This is a genomic window from Synechococcus elongatus PCC 11801 (genome assembly GCF_003846445.2).
GTDB classification, from domain to species: domain Bacteria; phylum Cyanobacteriota; class Cyanobacteriia; order Synechococcales; family Synechococcaceae; genus Synechococcus; species Synechococcus elongatus_A.
In genome coordinates, this window is the sequence record NZ_CP030139.2 from 2,026,638 (window position 1) to 2,049,898 (window position 23,261).

The following is a 23,261-nucleotide window of genomic DNA, read 5'->3' on the forward strand; positions in this document are numbered from 1 at the left end:
AATCTATCGACAGCTGGACTCGTCCAAATTCAACAGAGACTCAGTCTTCAGGGCCGAAATAGTGCGGCGTGAAGCAACCGTGCAAAGGGTAGGGAATGTGCTGCTTGAGGTTCAGCCGTGCCACCGGTTCCAGCGTTTGCGCGGCCAAAATCACCAGTGCGGAACGATGTTGGGCGGCATCGTAGACCAAGCTCAAGACCCAGCCATCATCTTCTGCTTCGCCATTAGGACGCGGCACAAAGAGCGGTTCTCCGACAAAGCCACGCGGTGCGACCGTCCAGAGCTTGCGATCGCCGGTTTCCAGATCGATTTTCAGCAAGCTTTGCAGCGGTGCATTGCCCGTCGGAGCTGCTGCCGCGCCGATGTAGTAGTAGCGAGCGTCTTGCCCAACAGTACTGGGATGCTGAACCGGAAACTCACAGGTGCGGCTTTCAATCAGTTGCCGCTCAGCACGGGGTTGACCGGGGCGCAGTGTGAAGCGGAACAGCTCACCGCGGGGATAGCTCTCAAAATCAACTTCCTTAAAGTTGCGATCGGGTTCCAGCATCGGAAATGAGTCGTAGCAGACCGAATCAACCACGATCGCGCCATCCGCCGTCTCAAAGGCATTGGCATGGTGGAAGACAAAGCAGGACTCCGCCTCAAAGGTCTGCATCGGCGCTTGGGGATCGCGCGGAATCACCAAAATCTGGGTGGACTTGTTGCGATCGCTGGCTAAGCATTGCCCAGCCGTCCGCTGTCCCAACAAGGCGGGCAGCGGATTAAAGCGAATCGGGTTCTGGAAAAAGATGGCGTAGTTGGGGGTCAGCGCAAAGTCGTGCAGGAAGGCAAAGCCCGGAATTACCCGCTCTTGCTGCTCGACGCAGCGGCCTGCCTCGTCAAATTCATAGAGCCGAATACGGCTGGAAGGACCGGTCTTGACAGCAAAGTTGACCAGTCGCCGTTGACTGCCCGTCCGCTCTGAACCGGGATCGATGCGGGGATGTGCTGAGAAAGGATCGCCATCGGCCAACAAACCATCCAAGCGATCGAGGCCAAAAGTTTCCATCGTCTGTGGATCGAGGCGGTGCGGTTCTGCCGCCTCCCACAGCGCCAGCAGGCGATCGCCCCAGTAGAGGATGTTGGTGTTGGCAATATTCTTGAGGCCAAGGTCAAAGATATTGGCCAGCCAGCCGCCCGGTTTTTGGGTGCCAAACACGCCACGATAGAGAATCTTGCCAGCCTTTTGCTCCGCCAGGAACCCTTCAGTGCGGACGTAGCGATTGCGGAAATAGGCGCGCCCTTGGCGAATGGCGATCGCGCTGATCATGCCGTCGCCATCAAAGGGATGGTGCAGACTTTGGCCGCCCACTTCCAGCAGGCCGGGGCCATTGCGGAAGACCGTGCCCTCTAGCTCAGCGGGAATCTCCCCTTCAATGTCATCAATCCAGTAGTCCCGTTCTTCAGTTTGGGACTCGTAACCCCGCAGCCAATCAGCGCGGCTGAAGGTCTCAGTCGTAGCAGAAGGAACAGTGGCAGTCATTGGGTTACAACCAAGGGTTCAGGAGTAGCGGAGGCGATCGCGTCCGAAGGAGCCGTTTCGGCTTCCTCGGCGGGCAAGAGCCCCAGCAAGGGCAGCGGCAGCAGACTACTGAGGTTCGTCAGCAGCACCAACAGCCAAAGGCGATCGAATTGGCTTTCGGTGACGCCCAGCCAATGGGTGAGCAGCGCTCCCAGCTCGACAGAGCCAAAGTGCGCCAGATTCAGCACCGACATCAGCAGGGCAAACAGCGTTGCTTCAATGCCACTGGGACAAAGCCGCGCCGCCAAAATCAGCACCGGCATGAAGGAAAGCTGACCAGCCACCGTCAGGATCAAGCTGTCGCCAAGGCTGAACCACTGGTCGCTGATTCCCCAACTGCGATTGAGGTGCGTGACCAGAATCAGCGAGGTCAAGCCCAGCAACGTCGTCACCACGATCATCCAGCCGAAGATGCGACGCATCGGCACCCCCCGTAGGAAGCGCTGGAAAATCCAAACGCCCAGCAGCGAGGCCAAGTTTGTGACGAGTCGAACGCGACCCAGAAACTCTGGCTCAAAGTGCAGCTCGTTGGTCGAGAAGAAGAAGAAAGCAGAATCGGCACTAGGGGTGACTTGCCAGAGAAACAGAAAGAGCGTCGGCATCCAGATACGGCGCTGGCGCAGAGCTTGGCCAATTTGACCAACCTGCTCGCGAATCAGCGCTAGTCCCGGCTGAATCGTTTGGGGTACTTCGGCAATCCAGCCCGCGACCAGACAGACAATCAGCGGGAAAGTGGCCGTGATCAGAAACAGGGTGCGGGTCTCAAACAGTTGCAGCAAAAAGCCGCTGAGATAGGCTGTCACCAAGCCACCCAGTGCCGATACGGCCCAAGTCAAGGACTGGAGCGAGCCGGATTCCGATCGCGATTCTTGGCGGGCTCGTTCAACAACGAGGGAATCGACAATCACATCACTGAGCGCGACCGACAACGAGCTGAGCGCGATCGCCAGCGTCGCCATTGCGGGGGAATGAACAACGGTGCCCAAGCCCAACCACGCAAGGCTGCCCAACAGGCCTGCAGCAATCAGGTAAGGTCGCCGCCGATAGCCGCCCAAGGGAAAGCCATCGGAGAGCAAGCCAAAAGCCGGCTTGATCATCCAAGGCAGCGCTGCGATCCCCGTCAGGGCAGAAACCTGAGCGGGGCTGAGGCCGAGATCATCTTTGAGGAAAAAGCTGACAGCTAGCCGAGAGAGTCCGAGAATGCCCTGCACAAAGTAGACCAGCAGGATGGCGGCCAGTTCAGGACTGGGCTCTTGACCAAACAGCAACCGCTGCTGCCACGTGGGCTTGGCGACGGTACTGAGGGTCGAATCGGGCATCGGCTCGACTGTAAAGAAATGTCAATCCTCAGTATAGCGATCGCCTTTCTCGAGCTGGGCTAGGGTGCAGGCGGTGCTGGTTGTGTTGGGCTGGGCTGCGGTTGCGGCGATCGCGGTTCGTTGAGCAGGCGGGTTGCCAAGAAGCCTCCGAGAATCGCCACTAGACCGACAATCGTGATCGCGATCGCTCGACTGATCCCGATTTCGCGCTTCTCCAAACTCTGAGTTTGTCCGCCGCTATGACGATGGAACAACTCCTCCGATAGCCAGTCCACCGTTGCTTTGAAGTTGTGAACGGGTGTCGGTAGTAGCTCCAAATAGGTCGCCTTTCGCAGTAATGCTCCCGGCTTGCCCGTGACGCGATAGCGGTTCAGCAAGTTGGCGACGGCGTTATCGATTCCCAAGCCCATCAACGTGCCGCGCAGACTGACTTTGGCTGGACTCAGGGCGTGATTATGGCTGAGTGCCAGCAGATTGTGGGCGATCGCTGCGCCCTGTTGATAGGCTACTTGCGCCAGTCCGGGTTGCGGCTGCTCTTTGACCACAGCGCAGTCACCCGCCGCAAACACCTCGGGATAGCCCAGGAGCTGCAAGGTCGGTGAAACGTAAGGAACGCCATGGCGATTGCGATCGCTGGCGGGAATCTCTAGTTCTGCCAAGAGCGGATTGTTACTGACGCCCGCCGTCCAAATGACGGTGCTAGTCAGCTGCTGCGGTTCCGCTTCAGCTGCCGATCGATAGACCAATCCCTCTGCCGTGACGCCTTCGACAGCCACACCGAGCAGCAGCTCGATCGGGATCTGACGCTGCTGCAGTTCCTCTAAAACCAGATCATGCAGGCTGGCGTTGGCGTCGCCTTTGAGAATTTCAGGACTGCGATTGACCAGCACCAGCCGGATTTCTTGACGATCGCCTCCCAGACGCTCGTATTGCAGCGGCAACCAATCGGCCAAGAGCGCAACCATTTCAATGCCCGATGGCCCTGCGCCAACCACCGCGATCGTCAGGAGGTCTTGTCGCTGTTGGCGATCGCGGCTTTGACTCGCCTGCTGCAAGCGCTGGAGTAAGTGTTTCCCCAGCTTCAACACATCATCGCGATCGCGGAAAGCAAAGGCATGCTCTGCTGCCCCCAGCGTCCCAAAGTAGCCCTGTGTGGCCCCCAGCCCCAACACGAGGTGGCCGTAATTCAGTTGCCGACCTGTGGCCGTCGTCAGCGATCGCCCCTTGAGGTCAATTTGGCTGACAGAATCCTGCACAAACTCGACCTCGCTCCCTTGCAGGAGTTCTTCGTAGCGCGGCCAAACTTGCTCATCACTGAGTTCCCCACTGAGGAAGTCGAATAAGAGTGGCCGAAAGATGAAGCGATCCTTGGGATCGATCAAAATAATCGGCTCAGCATAGCGACGATGACGCAAATGCAGTGCGCAGAATAGGCCAACAAAGCCGCCCCCAACAATGACCGTGGGTTTGGTCTCAGCAGAAGTCATTGGTTATCTCAGGGAGAGGAGAGCAGCTTGGAGGCGGTAGAGATGATCGGTACTCGCGGTCAACGGCAAGGGGCGATCGCCCAGCAACAGTTGATTGCCGGCGATCGCGAAATCATCCGCTGACCAATTGCGTTCATTCAGTTGTGTCAGGAGCGCGGCGCGATTCACACTGGCAGGCAGTGTCAGCACTTCCGCAACGCCGTAGTAGAGGCGATCGCCTTGAATTTCCCAGCGGGGTAGCGGGTAATTCGTGGTTGGTGTTGAAATCGCTTGCCCCACAGAACGGGCAGGGATCATCAGGGTTTGTAGTTCTGCGACCGACTGTTGTTCGCTGATGTGGAGCGCTGCTGTATTGTGCAGGCCAAAGGTCCCGCCCAGTTGCGCCCCCATCTCGGCTTGGATACTGATAAAGCCCAGCACGAGTAGAGACACCGCCACGTAGCGCAGACTGACTTGTGCCCGTTGGCGCGATCGCCAGCGATAGCGTTCCAGCCCGCGCCAGACAGTCAGCAACACAATCATGAACAGCGAAAAAACGCCGCCCACTCCGTGCAGGTACATGGTTTCCAGCGCCGGTAAACCCCAAGGACTGACGGCTCCTGCTGGTGGTTCAGCTAGCAGCATCTCGAAAAAACCAAAGGCTACCGTGACGAAGGTGATCAGGGCAGCGGCCAACAAATTCCACCAGCCCAAGTCGTAGTAAGCCGAGCGATCGGGATTGATCTTCAGCCCGTCATAGATGGGTCGTAGCAGACCATGACTGGTGGCGATCACATCAAAAATCAGCGCGATCGAGAACAGGCCGATGGTGAAGTGCACTAAGTTGGGGTGCACTGGCAGCGTGTAGGGCAGACCATTCAGCCCCAAATCCAGCCCGCTACTCCAGTTGGGATTGGTTGCAAATAGGGACCAGATCATCAGCGCACCTCCCCAGTCAACTCAGGATTGACCGCAGTACTGAGTAGTCCAGCTCGGCCAGCGGTGGACACCGGCTCCACATGCAGCCCGTAGACCCAATACATCGTGGTACCCAGCAGGAATTGGTAGCAGACCAGCACGACCACGATCGCCTTAAACGCCAGCACACCTTTAGAAATGCGCGTGCGATCGCGCGATCGCTCAATGCCCTGCCAGAGTGCAAGATTCGGTAGCAAGAGCAGCAGCAACCAACCCACAGCAAGATGGCGATCGATTACCGGCTGAGCGGCTTGCGACGGCTGGGTGAGACCGATTTCAAACTGGCCGAAGAGGATGGCAAAGAAGATCGCGATCGCGGCTACCACCAGATTCCACCAGCCCGCATTCAGCAAGCTTTGGCGTTTGCTGATCAACCCGATCACCTCGAACAGGAACGAGATGATCACCATCGCAATCACGAAGTGCACCACGATCGCATGCAGCGGATCGGGGTAGGGCAAATTCGCCCGATTCAACGGAAAGTCCAAAATCAATTACTCTCCAGCACGAGGGTCAGTCGGATTTTCAGCTTGCTGGCTGAGTTGCAGCGCTGGCGCTTCCATATCGCGGAATTGACCGCTGCGCCAAGCCAAGAAGAAGGGCAAAACCACCGCCAGCCCAAACCAGACCAGCATCAGCACATTCACGGTGGTGACTTGCCGCGCTTCGGTCAGTCCATCGATCTGATCGATCGTTTCCTGCGTCAGGTTGGGGACATCCCGCAGGTATTCAAAGGTCCAGCGCTCAATCGGTCCGTCGTAGGTTTCCTTCCACAACCCGAGTGTCTGGAGATAAACGACGAGATCAGCGCGATCGCGATCGCTGAGGAAATCAAAGCTCGGCATCGTCGCATTGGCGAATTGCAAGCGCGGATTCCGCAGCAGCACCGACAACTGGGCAGCACCTTCAGCTCCCAGATACTTGCGCCCAATGTTGGTGAGGTCGGGACCTTGACGTTCTGTCCCCATCAGGTGGGGCGCATCGTAGACATAGTCATTGGGCAGCGAGGGGCGCGTGCCATGTAGATAAGGTGCGTCGATCGTCAGCGGTCGAACTTGCTGGGTGTGGCAATAGAGGCACCCATTTTCGATGTAGACCTGACGGCCGCGCAGCGCCACTTCGCTGTAGGGCTGTAGCCCCGGGGACGGAACGGTATCACCAGCAATCCGGATCGATAGCTCGCTGATGATGAACACGCCCAGGCAGAGGATGAGCAACCCCGAGAGCAGAAAGGAGAGGCGTCTCATGCGTCTTCTCCCGGAACCAGCCAGACAGGTGATTCGATCGCAGCCACAGGTTCCAGTGCCGGCGATCGCCAGGCATAAATCAGGTTCCAGACCATGGCGAGCTGCCCGCCGATTAGGAACAAACCGCTATACATCCGCAGGTAGTAGTAGGGGTAGCGCAGCGCAACGGTTTCGCTAAAAGGCACTTGCTGGAACCAACCAACACCCTCAAAAAAAGCGGCTCCGTAGATCGGCAAGATGTAGAGGGCGCAGCCAATCACAAACATCCACCAGTGCAGTTTTTGCAGGACCGGGATCAAAGGACGTCGTAGACCGCGCTCCACCATTAGATAGAGCAAGGCGTTCAGGGCTGGCGTTGTAAAACCCAAAAAGGCAAGGTGGACGTGGGCGATCGTGTTGTCAGAGAAGTGCTGAATGATGGTGAGTTCATGCCAGGCCAGCATGGCTCCCGAAGCCGAAGCCCAAAAGTAGACAAAAGCCGCCAGCACAGCGAAGCGCACCGCAATGCTTTCCCAAATGGCGCGCCACTGCCCCCAAATCGTTCCCCAGAGCGAAACTGTCGACAGGACGAAGGGCAGGGTCATACCAAAGGCCGCGAAGTAGCCCATCATCGTGATGAAGCGCGGCACCGGCCCATAGAGCAAGTGGTGGCCGCCATTCCAGATGTAGAAACCGGCAAAAGTCCAGAAACTCAGCGTGGCGACGCCGTGGGCAAACAGTTGGCGATTCAGCAGCCGCGGCACCACGTAATAGGCGATCGCCAGTCCTGCTCCAGTCATCACTGAACCAACGGCATTGTGGCCGTAGTACCAGTTGATCACCGCACCTTCCGCGCCTGCATTCCGACTCAGGTTGGCGGGAATGTAGATGAAGTCAAAGGCGATCGCGAACAGGAAAAAGTACCAGACGCTGACAAACAATCCACTGACTCGCCGTTCAAACACGGTCAAGGCCAGACAAAGCGCCGTAAGGTTGACCGTAATCACCACCGCGAGGTTGATGCCACGCACCCATTCCTCGTATTCGGCACCCTTTGTCCAACCCAAGCTGACGCTAACTAGGCCCAGCAGCACAGCAATGTGATATGCCCAGCCGCTCAAGGAAGCCAGTTCTCCCAAGATCAGCGATCGCTGACAGACACGAGGCAGGATGTAGAGCGCTGCACCAATTTCACCGCCGACAATCCAGCCAAACAGAATCGTGTTGACGTGTTCGGGACGGACGCGCCCAAAGCCAAGCGGTGCAGTTCCACCCAAGAAGTCGGGATAGGTCAGCTTAATGGCGGCGATCATGCCGAGGCACATGCCCAGAATCATCCAGACCAGCGCACCTCCCAGCCAGACCCAAGCCGCATGATCGGGCTGAGATTCACTCAGCGTTGAACTGCCCGCCAGTCGTGCCAGCCAGGGGGGCAGGCGACGAAACCCCGTTGGGCTCGCGATAGTCATGCCAGGGGCTCAAAAAACTGCCCTCAGTATCCACAGGCAATTCTGATTCGGCAATTTCCTCTGAGGAAAGCTTAAGGTCTCCGCCCTGATCCAGACGGATCGCCAGCGATCGCTAGCCTTGCCAGCCATGCCTTACAGGCGATCGCGTTTAGCCTGCCAGAGCGATCGCAACGGGATAAAGACGAGGGGTAGGCATAGACTGCTGATCACGGCTGAAGCCAAGCCGATATGGGCGAAGTCCCAGAGAATCCCGCGCAAAAAGTACAGCGGTTGAGCGACATAGCGGGGGTTAATGCCCACCTTTTGATCGGGCACTAGAGGGCGGTTGAGGTCGGCAATAATTCGCTGGGCAGTATTGCTGGCTTCGGGCGACCAGCTATTGGAATCGTGAAAGTGAATCAGGAATTGCAGCGCCGTCGTGGCTTCGATCAAAATAGCCAGGCCAAAACAGAGGCTGACTAACGCGATCGGTTCCAAGCTAAACCAGCGGCGGCGGTAGCCAGCGGTGATCAGCCAACCCGCGATCGCTAGTCCCAGTGCATGGGTGGGATAGGGAGTACTGAGCGCATCGAGCAGCAATCCCAGCGTTACCCCCGCCACAATCCCCTGCCAGACGGCATGACCCGGTGCCCACGTAATCAACCAGAGCAGCACCCAGTGAGGCGCAATACCTGCCAGCTCCAAACCAGGGAGCCGAACTAGCATCAGCAAGGTTAGCCCCAGTGCCGATAAGCCAGTCGCCAGCCAAGGCGATCGCGCATCGTCAGCACTGAAGCTCATGGCGGGCTGGGTACCGATCGCTGAATCGTCAACCACTCTAGCTGCCCAATCGGAGCCGAGAGTTGCAAGACTGCCTCGGGGGCAGGTGTGGCTTGCAGATCAACTTTCTGAACTACCCCGACCGGCAAGCCAGCGGGGAAAAGTGTACTGGCGCTGGAGGTCACGGCGACGTCCCCCGGACGCACGACGGGATCGCGATCGAAAAAGCGCACGGTGACTTGGTTGGTGCCTTGGCCGCGAATGTAGCCCTGACTGCGCGATCGGCTGATCATTACGCCGACGCCGCTGCTGGGATCGGTAATCAGCAGAACCCGGCTGGTGTTGGGGGAAACGCTAACGATGCGCCCCACTAGCCCTCCTGGACCACTCACGCTATCCCCCACTTGCACCCCAGCGCGGCTACCGCGTCCGAGAGTGACTTGCTGCCACCAGCTGTCGACACTGCGACCAATGATCGGGGCGAGAACGGTTCCCGGGGGCTGTTTGGGTTGCAGGGCGAGTTGTTGACGCAGAACTCGATTCTCGGCTTCGGCTTCTAGGAGTGCCTGTTCTAGACCCGACACCGTTGCCGACTGCACCCATTCCTGCTGCGTTGGCCCTGGATAAAAGGGGCGAGTGATCAAGGCATAGACCTCTGCCAACAGGGCACCTTGGGTTTGCCGCAAAATCCAAGCGACCCCAATCAGTCCCCCTGCGATCGCCACGCGGATCCCAAAGCGATTGAACCAACGCAGCACATCCGTCATCGTGTTCTGCCGTCTCGTACCGCGCTAGGCACGGGAGCTAGCACTAAACACCCGCTCCAGACTCTTGAAGTTCTCGAGCACACGTCCCGTTCCCAAGACCACACAGCTGAGTGGGTCTGGTGCAATGTGGGTGATGATGCCCGTCTCATGGCTGATCAGCTCATCCAAGCCGCGCACCAAAGCGCCGCCGCCGGCAAGCACAATCCCGCGATCGACGATGTCTGCTGCCAATTCTGGCGGGGTTTTTTCGAGGGTACGTTTGACGGCTTCCACAATTACATTCAGCGGCTCCGCCATACTTTCGCGCACTTCCGCTGCTTTGATCGTGACGGTACGGGGCAGACCCGAGAGCAGGTGCAGACCCCGGACTTCCATGGTCGTCTCGTCAAATTCGTTGTCGGGGAACGCCGACCCGACCATAATTTTGATTTCCTCGGAGGTTCGCTCACCAATCACGAGGTTGTGGACTTTCTTGAGATACTGCGCGATCGCCTCACTCAGTTCATCGCCTGCGACTCGCACTGAATCGCTGAGGACAATGCCCTGCAAGCTCATCACGGCGACTTCGGTAGTGCCACCGCCAATATCGACAATCATCGTCCCGGTCGGTTCTGCCACTGGCAGTCCTGCCCCGATCGCGGCTGCAACCGGCTCATCAATGAGATAGACTTCGCGGGCGCCTGCTTGGGTTGCAGCTTCCATCACTGCCCGTCGTTCCACCCCCGTGACGCCACTGGGAATGCCAATCACGACGCGGGCAACCCCCGATCGCCCTTCCTGCACCCGCCGGATGAAATGCTTGAGCATCAGCTCAGCGGCATCAAAGTCAGCGATGACACCATCCCGCAGGGGGCGCAGGGCTGCGACACTGCCGGGCGTACGCCCCAACATCAACTTGGCCTCAGAGCCGACCGCTAGGGGTTTCTTGAGGTTTTGGTCGATCGCGACCACTGAAGGCTCTTGCAGAACGATTCCTTTACCGGAGACATAGACCAGTGTGTTGGCCGTCCCTAGGTCAATACCCATGTCGCGGGAGAGGGAGAAGCGCCGAAGAATACTCACTGATAAATCCGCCTTGATGACGTGGCTGCGGTAATTAAGCTGAGTAGCAAGCCAGAAACGCAGTGGAGTGGCCTGCAACGCCAGAGGATTCTATCGCCTCCTGCTAACTCAGTCTAGGCAGCGATTGGCTCGGCGGGTTGGGCGACAACTGCCAGAATGAAACTGAGCAACGCACGGGAGTTTGACTGCACGATGAGCTTAAATGTTGTCAACTTGGTGGGGCGCGTGGGCCGCGACCCTGAGGCTCGCTACTTCGAGTCCGGCTCAGTAGTCTGTAAGTTTTCGCTGGCGGTCAATCGCCGCACCCGGAACGATGAACCCGACTGGTTCAACGTGGAGTTTTGGGGGCGTGAGGCACAAGTTGCGATCGACTATGTCAAAAAAGGCAGCCTGATCGGGATCAGTGGCGCCCTCAAAATCGAAAGCTGGACCGATCGCGATGGCAAGCAGCGAACCACTCCTGTGGTGAGGGGCAATCGTCTCGAACTGCTCGGCTCGCGCCGCGATCAGGAAGGTGGGATGGCACCTCGAGATCCCGATAGCGATTTGTTCTAGGAACCAAGTCAAGCTGAATTCAACAATCCGCAGTCTTACCCAGCCCGTGGTAGGACTGCTTTTTATCGCAAACAGCAGCTTGAAACAGGCATAAAACAGGCATCTTGAGGATGACCAATGGTGACTGAGAGGGCTGCATGATTCGTCTGGCCAACAATGACGATCTCCCAATTCTCGTCAACATCTGGCTTTCCGCTTCCCGCGAAGCGCACGCCTTCATTCCCGACGAGTTTTGGCTCTCTCAAGCCGAGGCCATGCGAGACCAGTACCTTCCCGGAGCCGAAACCTACGTGGTTTGTGATGCAGCTGGAACGCCTGTGGGCTTTCTGTCGCTTGTGGAGGATAGTCTGGCAGCCTTGTTCGTTGATCCAACGCATCAAGGCAAGGGTATCGGTAGCGCACTCCTCCGGCAGGCGCAGTCCCTGCGAAAGGGGCTGGGACTTTGTGTGTACGTGAACAACGATCGCGCGCAGAAATTCTATCGCCGACACGGCTTCAAGCCAGTTGAAGAGCGACTGGATGAGCGCACTGGGGAGCGTGAGTTGTTCATGCAGTGGTCAACCACCTGATCCGCACAGGTGCGATCGCGCGATGAAAGACATGACTGGTTAGTCTTCAGGCTCTGCGGAATCTCGGCTGGGTGCGATTTCCAATCGACTCCCACAGCGGCGATTGGCCTCGTTGACTCGCCGTTGTAGAGCTGGCGGAATTTCCAAGAACGCACTGGCATAGAGTCGCTCAAATTCGGCACTGAATCGATCCGCTAGGGTTGCATCCTCAATGACCAGAAAGGTTTCATCGTTGTTTTCGTTTGCCGCTGCACTCCAGTTGTGGGATCCGGTCAGCACACGCTGGCGATCGATCACGGCGAACTTGTGATGCAGCGTATCGCCCGGCGCCAAACGCGGCACTCCGGCAGTTCCCAGTGGTGTTGCCCAAGGGCGATTGTTAGGCTCAACACGACAGTCGCGATCGGGTAGCGTTAGGCCGAACGCATCCAGCAGTTCGCTGTAGGGCCGATAGGCAAAGCCAGGGTCAATCAGCAAGCGAATCTGGGTGCCTTGCTGCGATCGCGCTTCCAAAACATCCGCGATCGCCTGCTCGGAAAAAACAAAGAGCGCCAGATCAACCTGCTGTTGAGCTTGCGTGAGGTAACGAGCGATCGTGCCATTGGTGCTCTGCTCCCAAGGCAATCGCAGGCTGGAGGGCGAAAACTGCACCAGGACACGGGTCTGACCTACGCGCACTGATTGCGGCGATCGCGGCGGCTTCGCCCGGCCAAACAGACTGTCGGGCAAGTTACCGGGGCCATCTCCCCACATAAGGTCAAATTCTGTTTGGAAGGTAGCGGCGATCGCAGGGCTGCGGAACCAGAGCAGATGATTAGCATTGCCTCGGCTGGCCAGTCGACCCGGATCGCCAAAGAAATCACTGGCTGTCCAGTTGGCTGAACCGGTGACGACCCATTGGCGATCGATGATCGCAAACTTGTGGTGCATGAGGCCGCTACCTTTGCTGCCATCAGCGGTGTCATCTAGGATCGGCACCCCAGCACGCTCAAGGATGACGACAGCATCTCCCGTGGCAATTTCAGCTGGACTGAGCTGGCCATCTCGATTGCGATCGGCCAGTTGCCGGTAGTTCTCCAGTCGTTGCCGATCGCGATCGCTCATCGGGGCAGAGAGGCGCTGACTCCAGGGCTGGCGATATTGGTTTTCCAAAATGACGCGAACCGGGATGCCCGCCTGGTGTTTTTGGGCCAAGACCGTTGCCAGTCGAGGAAGCTGGATTTCCTGAACCGCAACATCGATTGAAGTTGTTGCTTGTTCCAAGCTGGCAAGGAGTCGCCCTTCCAGGTCATCTCCCTCGCGATCGCGCCCTAAGCCGTCGGTAAATCGCTGGTCTGGATCGTGATTAAAAGCAACCTGTAGAGGCGCATTGGCATCCCAACGAGTGGAGCCACCGCCAGCAACGGGGAGAATCTGCGCGAGCGGCGCTTGGCAGGCGGTGAGCAGTCCCAGTAGAAAAGCGATCACTCCAGGCTTCATCTTGAGCATCTGGCAACTCTCTTCAATAGGACGGGATCTCGCTGCAAACTCAGTCAGATTTAAGCCCAGCTTCAGCTCTGGGGTGGGCGATCGCTGCGCTGGATACAGTTCTCGGTTGCTGATTCCGACTAGAACTCAACCATGCATCGCGTCTTGGCTCCATGACGGCTGGCTCACCCCGGCGATCGCTCCCGCCATCCCTGCGCAAGGTGTTGATTGGGGGACTGTTTTTTGTCGCGACCCAAGCGATCGCCATCTTGGGCTACTGGTTAGCGGGCTGGAGTTTGATGGATGCGATCTATATGGTCGTCATCACGATTTTTGGGGTGGGCTATGGCGAAGTGCGCCCGATCAATACCCCTGAGCTGCGAGTCTTCACGATCTTCGTCATCCTGGCGGGCACTTCCTCAGCGGTGTATCTGATCGGCGGCTTGGCGCAGCTGGTGACGGAAGGCGAAATTCGACGCGCTTTGGGCGTGCGACGCATGACTCGAGAGATTCGAAACCTGAAACAGCACGTGATTATCTGCGGCTTTGGTCGAATTGGCCAAATTCTAGTTCGCAAGATTGCGGATGCTAATCTGCCGATGATCATTATCGATAGTGATGAATCTCGAGTCCGACAAGCAGAAGAGCAAGGCTTTTTAGCATTGCGGGGCAGTGCGACAGATGAAACAGTTCTACTAGATGCGGGTATTGAACAGGCACTGACTTTAGCAACTGCTTTACCTGATGATGCTGCCAATGTTTTTATTACGCTGACAGCTCGAGGACTCAATCCTAACTTGACCATCATTGCACGGGGAGAGTTGCCCGCCACTGAGAAGAAGCTATTGCAGGCTGGAGCCGATCGCGTCATTTTGCCTGCGACGATCGGCGCATTACGGATGGCCTATTTAATTACTAATCCAGCTTCATCGAGTCTATTGGAGAGTAGTGATAGTCACCAAACGCTCAATGAATTATTGGGTGAATTGGATATCCAAATGGATGAGCTGGCGATCGCCCCCCAATCGCCACTGATTGGCCATCGCTTAGGGTCAGTTGAAGTCAGCGGCAAGGGGGCTTTCATTATCGTGGCGCTACGGCGATCTACCGGCGAGATGATCCTGCGGCCTGGTTCAGATCTGTTTTTGCATGCTGGCGACACGTTGATTGTCATGGGGCACAGTGGCGATCTACCCCGCTTTGCCAAACACTACGCCCTTCAGCGCCAAGTGCAGTATCGAGGCGTGCGTCAGCGTCCCTAGCCCTTGTTGCTGAGGTGAAGGTTGATCCCTGAGTCAGACGGAGTCAGATGTCTTAAGACAAGCAGGATCTCTCTGGAGTGTGCGCAACAGTACTCCTAGAGTGGAAACGGCGAAGAGGACTTGCCATGTTGATCAATTTGGGACAGCGGCTCGAAAATTTGCGGACGCTGCTCGGTTTCCTAAAAGCAGCCCGTGCCGAAAGTCTCGATCGCGTGTTGGCGATCGCCGATTCTCTCAATAAAACGGAAATCGCAGCTCAGAGTCGGGCTTGGATGCTTTCGCATCCGGCAGTGGCTCAACTCGCTGAGGAACACTACGCACCAGCTCGCCCCTCTCTTGAAGCGCTCAACCAACTACCGACGGGGACGCTCGGGCAGGCCTATGCCTCGCTCTTGCTCAGTCAAAATCTCTCCCCCGATGACTTGCAGCCCGCAAAGCCAGCTACCAATGCGGATGAATACATCATTGAGCGACTGCGGGTCACCCATGACATCACCCACGTGATCACAGGCTTTGGCACTGATCCGGCCAGTGAGCTAGGGCTGCAAGCTTTCAATTTGCGCCAAAACCGATCGCCTCTTGCGGTGTTGCTGATTGCTGGTGGTCTGCTGAAAACAATCAAGGAAGGACGCGATCCAGCCCCCATTCTTAAAGAGGTGGCTCGTGGACTGGAACTAGCTGACAAGGCGGATTTATTGGTGTCGCAGCGCTGGGAAGATCACTGGGATTGGACGCTAGATCAGTGGCGACAAAAATTGGGAATTGTGCTCTGATAAACCCAATAGAGCCAAGGACTGAACTGATTTTTTGTTCTTGGCTCTAGACTGCATTAACTGCATAAAAATACAGCAATACTGAAAGAAGGTTAACAATAATAGTCTCGCAAACATCAGATAGAGTGAACTGACTAGACTCAGACCTGATCTCATTGGAAATATCGAGATGATGACTTGTAAAGTTTCTTGTTAGAGCCAAGCAGAAACATTGCTTGACTACTAAATCTTCAGTTGACTGAAAGATAGAATCTAATTTATCAAGAAACTCCTGAATACCTTGAGCTCTATTTTTCCCTTTAAGGCTAGAGTTATTAAACCTAAAGCCCCTAATAGACAAATTGAACTCAAGTAATTTAAAAAGACTCCCTCCCTCTGAACCATTCGGATAGTTGGTTAAGTATTTCTTTCTAAGGAGTGCTTCTATTAGAATACACAAGTCTCTTAGTAGCATGTACATCTTGACTTGAGTGTACTTATTCCTCTTGAAGCGGTTAAATTTTAAGTTTTCACAAATAGAGAACATTGCCACTTCGAGAAGCAGCCTGTGTTCTAAATCAAAATATCTCAGCAATCTTTCGATAAATATTTTGTCTACTTTGGAGCTTAATTCAGCTGCTTCTATTGTGTTTAAGTTAATAAATAAAGGAAAAATATATTGATTCTCAAACTGTTTCCATAAGTCTGACTCTATAATCCCATGAGGATTTCTGCTGAAAGCCTTGTCTTCTTCAGATGCCCAGAGAAGATGAGCAATTCCTTGATCAAAATTCTTGCCAATAATCTGAGCAATTCCCAAGTTTGCATAGACCATTCCCTTGTTGAAAGTTTTGCCACTTTCAGATTCAAAGGCTTCAATTTCTTGGATTAGCCTATCAAAGTACTCTTCAGCCTTTTGATATAAGTTTGCATAGGTGAGCAAGTAATTGCCGATTTGTATGGGTCCTTGAATATAAGCATCCTTTTCCTCATAGGGGAGGGTTGGATCAAAACTAGGAAAAGTTTCAAGGTTGCGTCTAAGAGCAGAGATTCCATTACTTATAATGCAATCCAAGTTTTGACCATAAACTTTGATTTCTATCATCTCTGCTTCGATGTTTTTCAGGATTGGTTCTAAGAGAGGAGCTTTGCTACCTCATTAGACTTTGGATGGAGTTGTAGTTGTTGAGCAAAGCGATCGGTCAGCAATGGCCCAATCAATACAGTTACTAGAACAAGGGCAATGATGCTGTCGAACACCGCTGGCGAAATTAATTGTGCTTTCAAGCCTGCTTGTGCCGCAGCCAGAGTCGCAGCAACCTGCGGCAACGATAGTGACCACATCAGGCGTACTTCTTCCCAGCGGTAGCCTTCCCGCTGCTTGACGGCGAATGCTGCAAGGAACTTGCTACCAAACAGACCGCCAATAATTGCAATGGTCAAACTGGTGGCAGTAGTCAGGGTTTGCCAAAAGGCAACGGGATTGAGCAACAGGCCGATGTCGATAAAGAAGCAAGGCAAGAAAAACACCTTGCCAAAAAAGTCGACCTTTTCGCGGACGGGCTCATCCTGTAGGGTTTCGTTGACGGCCAGTCCCGCCAAGAAGGCACCGATGATCATGTCGAGCTGGATGGTCTGCGCCCCCAAGGAGACCAAGAGCAAGACCAGAAAAATAAAGAGGAACTGATTGCGCTCATTGGCACGGGCACGTTGGAAAAACCAGCGACTCAGGGGCTTAACGCCATAGAGCACCAAGGCAATGAACACCGAGAAGATCAATAAATCCCGCGCGATCGCAGTGATGCCCCCATCTCCCGACTGCACCGCCAGACAAACGGCCAGCACCAGAAGCGCCCCAATGTCCGTAAAGATGGTGGCCCCCAAGGTCGCTGCCACAGCTCGCTGACGCAGCAGGCCGTAGTGCTCCACAATCGGCAGTGTCAGGAGGGTGTGGGAGGCCAGCAACGATCCAATTAAAAAGGCGCTGTTGAGGTTAAAGCCAAACCCGAGGCCAATCAGGAGGCCAACGCTGAGCGGGATGGCAAAGGTGGCGAGGCCAAACCGCAGGGAGCGATCGCGGGCAGCCTGAAACTGACTGAGGTCAATTTCTAACCCCGCCAGAAACATCAGGTAGAGTTTGCCAACCCCTGCCAGAAGCGCCACGGTGTCCGCTTTGGGTTCCAGAATGTTGAAGACGCTAGGACCCAGCAAGACTCCCGCCAAAATCAGCCCCAGTAATTCAGGCAGCTTGAGCGCGCGAAATACCGGTGGCAAAAATAACGCTGCCATTAACAGCAGCGTCATGGCAGGCAAGGGAGCCTGAATCGGAACAGCGATCGCTGCAAGCAGCATGGGCGCCTCCTCGCCAAACGGCGAATTAAGCGTTAGCAAAAGGCATTGACGCGACTGAGCCGAGTGGTGCTAATGCGATCGAGCCAAGGACCCAGAAATTGGCGATTGGCAGCCTGTTGCTCTGGGACATCCGTAGTCAAAGGATAGGGAGCCAATCCTAATAAGGCACCGGTTGTGACACAGAACATCGATTTTTGAAAGCTTTCGCAAATCTTGACGCGCACATCGCGGCTACCCCGCGTACGGTTCGCGTAGAACTGCTTCAGTTCCTCGGGCAGGTAGTGCACCATGTCCTGCATCAACTGCGTTGGAGGAATCCCTGCCCCCCCAATCGGCAAGGGATCGGCAAACAGCGCCCCATAGGCAAATTGATTTTGCTCGTCGGGGATTTGATGAGCTTGGGCGTTATAGGACACCGTGCCAGGGAAGGGCGTGCCGCGGAAGAACACAGCTTCCACGTAGGGAATAGCGGTATCTGCAAGGAAGGTCAGACCCGCCGAAGCTGGCAGAATGTCGTAGCGATCGCCGTGAATCTCGACGCTGTAGGTAATCGGAATTGCAGCCGCTGCCACCAACCCGTCGCGGACATGGGTTGCCACGTCAGGAATTTGCCGGATTTCCCCTGCTGCATAGCGAGCGGCAAGACTAGCGAACATATCGCTCATCACCCGCCAGAACTGACCCAAAGCGCTGTAGTAGGCCGACTGACGAATCAATTCTGGCCAAAAGTCAGGGAAGACCTGATGCAGTCCCAGCATCACAGGGTTAGAGCGCCAGCGAGCCCGAATCGCGCGATCGGCCAATTGCCGAAATTCTGGGCCATCAAGAAAGGCATCTAGCCCGCCGCCACCATGCCAAAACATGGCTTTCATACAGTATTCGGCGTACTCAAAATTGATGCGATCGTGGACCCAGTGTTGCCAGAGTTTAGCCGGTGTCACTTGCCCGTTGAAGTACTTAAAGAACGGGAACAGCACCAAAAACTCATTCTCGGCGATATAGCAAAGATTGCGAGAGTAGGCATCCAGCACCACCCCGTAACTGTCAAGAATGTGCACCACCTCCAGCAGATTGTCGGGCGTATCGAGCAGTAGTGCTCCGCCAGCCTCTAAGCGCTCCAGAACGGCATTGGCGGGGTTGGGCGGCAAAGGCCGAGCGGTGGTTGCAGACATGCCAATGTCTCCTTGCAGGTCAGGGGTGAACTAGAGAGTCGGGGGTGTACCAGTGTGTTGGATCAGCGTCTGGATTTCCTGCCACAGATCGCCCAGTCCAAAGGTCAGGACCAGCAGGGTCGCTAGGCCAATCAGAATCGTGATCACATAAAACTGAGACTGTCCTGAGGCGCTATAGCGCAGGCTTTGGCCGCTGATCAGGGCAACAAAACCGACAGCATTAACCAGTCCATCGACAATGTAGCGATCGATCCAAGAGACGGTGCGCGAACCCAAACTCACAAGGGCCACAACCGTCAGACGGTAGACGCGATCGATGTAGAAGTCGTAAGCCAACAGGTCTTGAACCGGATTGAGTTTGCCGCGGATGTCGCCAACGGGAGGGCAGGGGATCTGAAAACCAATCCAGAAGCCAATCCCACCACTCGCTGCAATCAGTGGCATGGCGTAGTGGTTCAGCCAAGTACCGTCAGCCAGCAACGGTGCCGCCCAAGTGACCAAGAGCTGCCATTGCTGCAGGAGCAACGGGAGACTTAGCACCACAATTACCAAGGAGACAATCGGAACCGCCATCGGCCAAGGAACCTCGGGCGCCCGACGTGTCTTGGCGTGGGGCTGACCCAAGAAAACCCAGTTAAAAATCCGGGCAAAGTTAATCGCAGTCAGCAAGTTGACAAAGATCAACAGCAGCGGCAGCCAGACGGGAGCTTCCCAAAAGCCATTGACCCAGCGGCGGAAGGTCCAGAAGTTACCCAGAGGCAGGCAAGCTACCAGCCCCAACGACCCCACGATAAAGGCGATCGTGGTGGCAGGCATCCGCGACCAGAGCCCCCCCATTTCCCGCATATCTTGGTTGCTGGTCGTGGCAATGATCGAGCCAACGCTCATGAATTGCAGCGCTTTAGCTACTGCATGGCAGAAGAGCAGCAGCAGCGCAACGTCGACCGCTTGCTGACCAACCGCAATGAACACGAGGCCAAGAAACGCACTGGTTGAGTGGGAGAGGGCACGCTTGAAATCGATTTGCGCGATCGCCACCAAGGACCCGCCGATCGCCGTCAGAATCCCGATCGCAATCAGCACATTGGAAACAACGGGCGACAGCGTGACAACGGGTTGCAGCTTGATCAGGATGTAGGCTCCGGCTGCGACCACAACGGAATTCCGCATGATCGAAGCTGGGTTTGGCCCCTCCATCGCTTCATCGAGCCAGAGGTGCAGCGGAAACTGGGCGCATTTACCAATCGGCCCTGCAATCAAAGCCAAGCCCAGCAATGTTGCTTGCAGAGGCGGCAAGGAAGCCGTCTCCGACCACCGCTCCAGTTCAGAAAAGGTCAGACCGGTGCCATAGCTGGAAAGAGCAACAACGCCCATCAGCAAAAACACATCGCCAACCCGCTTGGTCAGGAAGGCATCGCGGGCAGCTGTCACCACGAGGGGTTGGGCGTACCAAAAGCCGACCAAGAGATAGGTCGACAGGGTTAACAGCTCCAGTAGGCCGTAGCTAAGAAAGAGCGAATCACTGATCGCAATGCCACTGATCGCCGCTTCAAAAAAGCCCATCAGCGCAAAGAAGCGAGCGAGGGACCAGTCCCGTTCGAGATAGCCCAGGGCAAAGAGTTGGGCCAAGCAGCTCAGCCCCGTGACTAACTCCATTGCCCCAAGACTGAGGGGAGAAATATCGATAGTAAAAGTCAGGTCGAGGTCGGCAGCCTGTAGCCAATGCCAAGCCAACTCGAGTGGTTCTTGGTTCCAGCTGGTGCGGAAAGCGATACCGCCGTGGATCAACGCGATGATCGTCAGTAGAAAGTTGAAGTAGGCGGCAGGCCGCGGGCCAGTGCGACGGACAATCCCCAAGGACCAAGGCAGCGTCAGCAAGGCCCCAATCAGTCCGTAGAAGGGAATAAACCAACTCGTTTGGAGTAGGAAGTCCGTCATGCTGCAGCGGCGAGGAGGAAAGAGAACGACACGGAGGTGATTCGAAACCGGAGCGGCGATCGCGGAAGAAGAGCCGCAGTACAAGTGCCGAATAGACGTGCCTAACTGCACTGCCGACAAGGCAGCCCAGAAATTTCCCTTACCTTAGCAGAGCGATCCGAAGCGCTGATCCCTTGGGATCAAGATGGTTACAATTCCAGCCCTTCATGGCTTGCAAAGTCTTTCAGTCGTTGCAAAAGACGACAGCTAGCCACAATGCACTTGTCATTATCCGAGATCGGAGGGTATCCAACTCAGGGGCGATCGCCCGCGCAAGCGGCAGCTATACCTCGGTTTGAATGCCGTGGCTAACAGTTGTGGTAGCCCATAGTTTGAGGTCGGGATCAGCGATCGCTTCCCGGACCTGTTCAACCGCTGCTTGAGCAGCTGCAGGACTTTCAGCAATCCCAAAGACGCTGGGACCAGAACCGGACATTTGGGCGGCGAGGATACCGGCACAGTCGCCCAGAACAGCTCGCAGTTGCGCCACTTGGGGGTATTCCGGCAAGACCACAGCTTCGAGATCGTTGCGGAGATGCTGGGCGATCGCAACTGGATCACCAGCACTCATCGCTTGCAGGAGTGGACCGGCATGCAGGGCTTGCAGGCGATCGCGGCGTGCGGATTCAGTTTGTAGATAGCGATCGCCAAACTGCTCGCGGTAGCGACCGTAAGCCCAGGGTGTTGAAACGGACAGGCTTTCAAACTTGGCCAACACAATCGGCAACTCAGGCAGAGGCGGCAAGGGCGTCAACTGTTCGCCGCGACCCGTACAAAGCTGGGTGGCACCCGCAATGCAGAAGGGCATATCCGAGCCGAGTTCTGCTGCGATCGCCTCTAGTTCGGGCTGAGTCAGTCCCAGATGACTAAAAAGATCGAGCCCTACCAGCGCGGCTGCTCCGTCGGTCGAGCCACCAGCTAGCCCCGCTCCGATCGGGATCCGCTTCTCCAGAAAAAATTCAACCCCACCGAGTTGCGGAAACGATCGCTGCAACCGCTGCGCAGCTTTGAGGATCAGATTGCGCTCATCCACTTCCAAGTCAGCGCGATCGCAGCTGAGCTGAAACCCATGCCCCGATCGCGGCCGTAGGTGAAGACGATCGCCCAAGGTAATGCTCTGCATCACCATCGCTAGCTCATGGAAACCGTCAGGGCGATCGCCCAAAATTTCCAAATAGAGATTGATTTTGGCTGGAGCTACCAGCGTCAGAGTCTTCATGCGAGGGGATCAACGGCGCTGTCTGTAGGATCGCCCAGATCGGTACAGAGGCCAATCCACTGATCAATGCTCAGGGTTTCGGCTCGGGCCTCGGGCGCAATCTGATGAGCGGCAAACGCTGCTTCAATTTGCTCGCTGCTGTAGAGCGACTTGAGGTTATTGCGAAGCATTTTGCGCTTGGCACTGAAGCCTTGGTTGAGCAGTTTTTCCAGTCGAGCTGGATTGCCACAGACCTGCGGCCAAGGTCGTGGCTTCAGGCAAATGACCGTGGATTGAACCTTGGGCGGTGGTGAGAAGCTCTTGGGTGGCACGGCGCAGACCCGCTCACAGTCGGCCAGATACTGCACCCGCACCGACAGTGCACCGTAGGCGCGTTGACCCGGAGTGGCACAGAGGCGATCGGCGACTTCTTGCTGCACCAGCAGGACAAGGCGTTCAAAGGCCGGTTGTCGGGGCTTAGCGATCGTGCCCAGCAACGACTGCAGAATCGGGCCCGTGATGTTGTAAGGAATGTTGGCAACAACCTTAGTGGGGTTGGCAAAGCGCGGCTGATCGGCGATCGCAGCGGCCCAATCGAGCTGCAAGAAGTCACCTTCCAACAGGCAAAAGTTTTCGGCCTCACCAAAGCGCCGTTGCAACTGACCGATCAGGTCGCGATCGAGTTCAACTGCGACTAATCCATCGACTGCGGCGAGTAACCGTTGGGTCAGTGCCCCCCGCCCAGGGCCAATTTCCAAAACGCGATCGCCCGGCTGAAACTCAGCGGCCGCCACAATGCGATCGAGGATGGCTTCGCTGCGGAGCCAATGTTGACCAAAGCGTTTGCGAGCAGGCATGGATCAGGAGTGAATCAGCCGCAATCCTACCAGCCTGACTCGACGGCGCTAAAGGCATCGGGCAGATAGCACCAGAGTTCCAGATAGCCTTGCCCCCAAGCGGCGACCTTGACAGCATCGGCTGAGGGTTCGCGCCGATAGCGAACCAGCGCAACATCAAAGCGACAAGCAGCGGCTGCATCATCCCCTAGGCTGGCGAGATAGCAAGCAGCAGCCCGACTGAGGCAGCGTTGTTTAGCCAGGCCGATCGCCAGTAACCCGGACTGATCCCAGCCAGTCTGTCGTCGGGTTTTGACCTCAATGAAGCGTAAAGCCGACTCTTCTTGAGCGACCAAGTCGAGTTCGCCCCAGCGACAATGCCAGCGTTCCGCCAGAACCTCCACCCGCCGATCGCGGCACCAAGCAGCGACTAATGCCTCACCTGCGCGATCGAGTGGAAGATCAATGACCTGCATCGGGTCTGCCCTCCGTGCCGTTAGGCTGGAACTATTGC

At 56.2% G+C, this 23,261-nt stretch carries 22 protein-coding genes; 4 read left to right on the forward strand and 18 right to left on the reverse strand.

Features of this window, described 5'->3' with window-relative positions:
• Positions 1-40: 40 nt before the first annotated feature.
• From DOP62_RS10090 to DOP62_RS10135, 10 genes are all read right to left on the reverse strand, one after another.
• Positions 41-1,522: a carotenoid oxygenase family protein gene (locus DOP62_RS10090; RefSeq protein WP_208675111.1), complete on the reverse strand. Its 1,482-nt coding sequence runs from the start codon at positions 1,520-1,522 to the stop codon at positions 41-43.
• The gene (locus tag DOP62_RS10095; protein ID WP_208675109.1) at positions 1,519-2,880 is read right to left on the reverse strand and encodes a folate-biopterin transporter; all 1,362 of its coding nucleotides are present in this window, start codon (positions 2,878-2,880) and stop codon (positions 1,519-1,521) included. The genes DOP62_RS10090 and DOP62_RS10095 overlap by 4 nt, the downstream gene beginning before the upstream one ends.
• Before the next feature lie 59 nt (positions 2,881-2,939).
• Positions 2,940-4,367: an NAD(P)/FAD-dependent oxidoreductase gene (locus tag DOP62_RS10100; RefSeq protein ID WP_208675107.1), complete on the reverse strand. Its 1,428-nt coding sequence runs from the start codon at positions 4,365-4,367 to the stop codon at positions 2,940-2,942.
• 3 nt (positions 4,368-4,370) lie between these two features.
• Positions 4,371-5,285 (reverse strand): DUF2231 domain-containing protein, encoded by a 915-nt coding sequence (locus DOP62_RS10105; protein ID WP_370538784.1) that lies wholly within the window; start codon positions 5,283-5,285, stop codon positions 4,371-4,373.
• Positions 5,285-5,812 carry a DUF2231 domain-containing protein gene (locus tag DOP62_RS10110; protein WP_261789950.1) on the reverse strand — a complete coding sequence of 176 codons (528 nt, stop codon included), beginning with the start codon at positions 5,810-5,812 and terminating at the stop codon, positions 5,285-5,287. The genes DOP62_RS10105 and DOP62_RS10110 overlap by 1 nt, the downstream gene beginning before the upstream one ends.
• A 6-nt stretch (positions 5,813-5,818) precedes the next feature.
• Positions 5,819-6,571 (reverse strand): cbb3-type cytochrome c oxidase subunit II, encoded by a 753-nt coding sequence (locus DOP62_RS10115; RefSeq protein ID WP_208675105.1) that lies wholly within the window; start codon positions 6,569-6,571, stop codon positions 5,819-5,821.
• On the reverse strand, positions 6,568-8,019 hold the full coding sequence (locus DOP62_RS10120; protein ID WP_208675103.1) for a cbb3-type cytochrome c oxidase subunit I: 1,452 nt from the start codon (positions 8,017-8,019) through the stop codon (positions 6,568-6,570). The genes DOP62_RS10115 and DOP62_RS10120 overlap by 4 nt, the downstream gene beginning before the upstream one ends.
• 132 nt (positions 8,020-8,151) lie before the next feature.
• A complete protein-coding gene (gene mreD, locus DOP62_RS10125; RefSeq protein WP_261789949.1) occupies positions 8,152-8,835 on the reverse strand; it encodes a rod shape-determining protein MreD in 684 nt (227 codons plus the stop codon).
• The gene (gene mreC / locus DOP62_RS10130; protein WP_208675101.1) at positions 8,796-9,545 is read right to left on the reverse strand and encodes a rod shape-determining protein MreC; all 750 of its coding nucleotides are present in this window, start codon (positions 9,543-9,545) and stop codon (positions 8,796-8,798) included. The genes mreD and mreC overlap by 40 nt, the downstream gene beginning before the upstream one ends.
• 24 nt (positions 9,546-9,569) lie before the next feature.
• On the reverse strand, positions 9,570-10,571 hold the full coding sequence (locus DOP62_RS10135) for a rod shape-determining protein (RefSeq protein WP_275937699.1): 1,002 nt from the start codon (positions 10,569-10,571) through the stop codon (positions 9,570-9,572).
• Between the two features lie 228 nt (positions 10,572-10,799).
• Here DOP62_RS10135 and DOP62_RS10140 point away from each other — a divergent pair, with 228 nt between their 5' ends.
• Positions 10,800-11,162, forward strand: coding sequence for a single-stranded DNA-binding protein (locus DOP62_RS10140; protein ID WP_208675098.1), 363 nt, complete (start codon positions 10,800-10,802; stop codon positions 11,160-11,162).
• A 137-nt stretch (positions 11,163-11,299) separates the two neighbouring features.
• On the forward strand, positions 11,300-11,731 hold the full coding sequence (locus DOP62_RS10145; RefSeq protein ID WP_208675096.1) for a GNAT family N-acetyltransferase: 432 nt from the start codon (positions 11,300-11,302) through the stop codon (positions 11,729-11,731).
• 39 nt (positions 11,732-11,770) lie between these two features.
• Here DOP62_RS10145 and DOP62_RS10150 read toward each other — a convergent pair whose 3' ends face one another.
• Complete coding sequence (locus DOP62_RS10150; RefSeq protein ID WP_208675094.1) at positions 11,771-13,210, reverse strand: phospholipase D-like domain-containing protein; 1,440 nt, start codon at positions 13,208-13,210, stop codon at positions 11,771-11,773.
• A gap of 161 nt (positions 13,211-13,371) precedes the next feature.
• On the opposite strand from DOP62_RS10150, the gene DOP62_RS10155 reads away from it, so the two are divergent.
• Positions 13,372-14,460: a potassium channel family protein gene (locus DOP62_RS10155; protein ID WP_208675093.1), complete on the forward strand. Its 1,089-nt coding sequence runs from the start codon at positions 13,372-13,374 to the stop codon at positions 14,458-14,460.
• A gap of 125 nt (positions 14,461-14,585) precedes the next feature.
• Positions 14,586-15,233: a Coq4 family protein gene (locus DOP62_RS10160; protein WP_208675092.1), complete on the forward strand. Its 648-nt coding sequence runs from the start codon at positions 14,586-14,588 to the stop codon at positions 15,231-15,233.
• A 46-nt stretch (positions 15,234-15,279) separates the two neighbouring features.
• On the opposite strand, the gene DOP62_RS10165 is transcribed toward DOP62_RS10160, so the two are convergent.
• The 7 genes from DOP62_RS10165 to DOP62_RS10195 all read right to left on the reverse strand — a co-directional run bounded on the left by DOP62_RS10165 (position 15,280) and on the right by DOP62_RS10195 (position 23,223).
• Positions 15,280-16,317 carry a hypothetical protein gene (locus DOP62_RS10165; RefSeq protein ID WP_208675091.1) on the reverse strand — a complete coding sequence of 346 codons (1,038 nt, stop codon included), beginning with the start codon at positions 16,315-16,317 and terminating at the stop codon, positions 15,280-15,282.
• 29 nt (positions 16,318-16,346) lie between these two features.
• Complete coding sequence (locus tag DOP62_RS10170) at positions 16,347-17,564, reverse strand: cation:proton antiporter (protein WP_208675090.1); 1,218 nt, start codon at positions 17,562-17,564, stop codon at positions 16,347-16,349.
• Between the two features lie 32 nt (positions 17,565-17,596).
• On the reverse strand, positions 17,597-18,736 hold the full coding sequence (locus tag DOP62_RS10175; RefSeq protein WP_208675089.1) for a CO2 hydration protein: 1,140 nt from the start codon (positions 18,734-18,736) through the stop codon (positions 17,597-17,599).
• A 30-nt stretch (positions 18,737-18,766) separates the two neighbouring features.
• Complete coding sequence (locus DOP62_RS10180) at positions 18,767-20,674, reverse strand: NAD(P)H-quinone oxidoreductase subunit F (RefSeq protein WP_338429781.1); 1,908 nt, start codon at positions 20,672-20,674, stop codon at positions 18,767-18,769.
• 322 nt (positions 20,675-20,996) lie between these two features.
• On the reverse strand, positions 20,997-21,932 hold the full coding sequence (gene ispE, locus DOP62_RS10185) for a 4-(cytidine 5'-diphospho)-2-C-methyl-D-erythritol kinase (protein ID WP_208675085.1): 936 nt from the start codon (positions 21,930-21,932) through the stop codon (positions 20,997-20,999).
• Positions 21,929-22,768 (reverse strand): 16S rRNA (adenine(1518)-N(6)/adenine(1519)-N(6))-dimethyltransferase RsmA, encoded by an 840-nt coding sequence (gene rsmA, locus DOP62_RS10190; protein WP_208675083.1) that lies wholly within the window; start codon positions 22,766-22,768, stop codon positions 21,929-21,931. Before rsmA ends, ispE begins: the two co-directional genes overlap by 4 nt.
• A gap of 26 nt (positions 22,769-22,794) precedes the next feature.
• On the reverse strand, positions 22,795-23,223 hold the full coding sequence (locus DOP62_RS10195; protein ID WP_208675082.1) for a YraN family protein: 429 nt from the start codon (positions 23,221-23,223) through the stop codon (positions 22,795-22,797).
• Between the last annotated feature and the right edge of the window lie 38 nt (positions 23,224-23,261).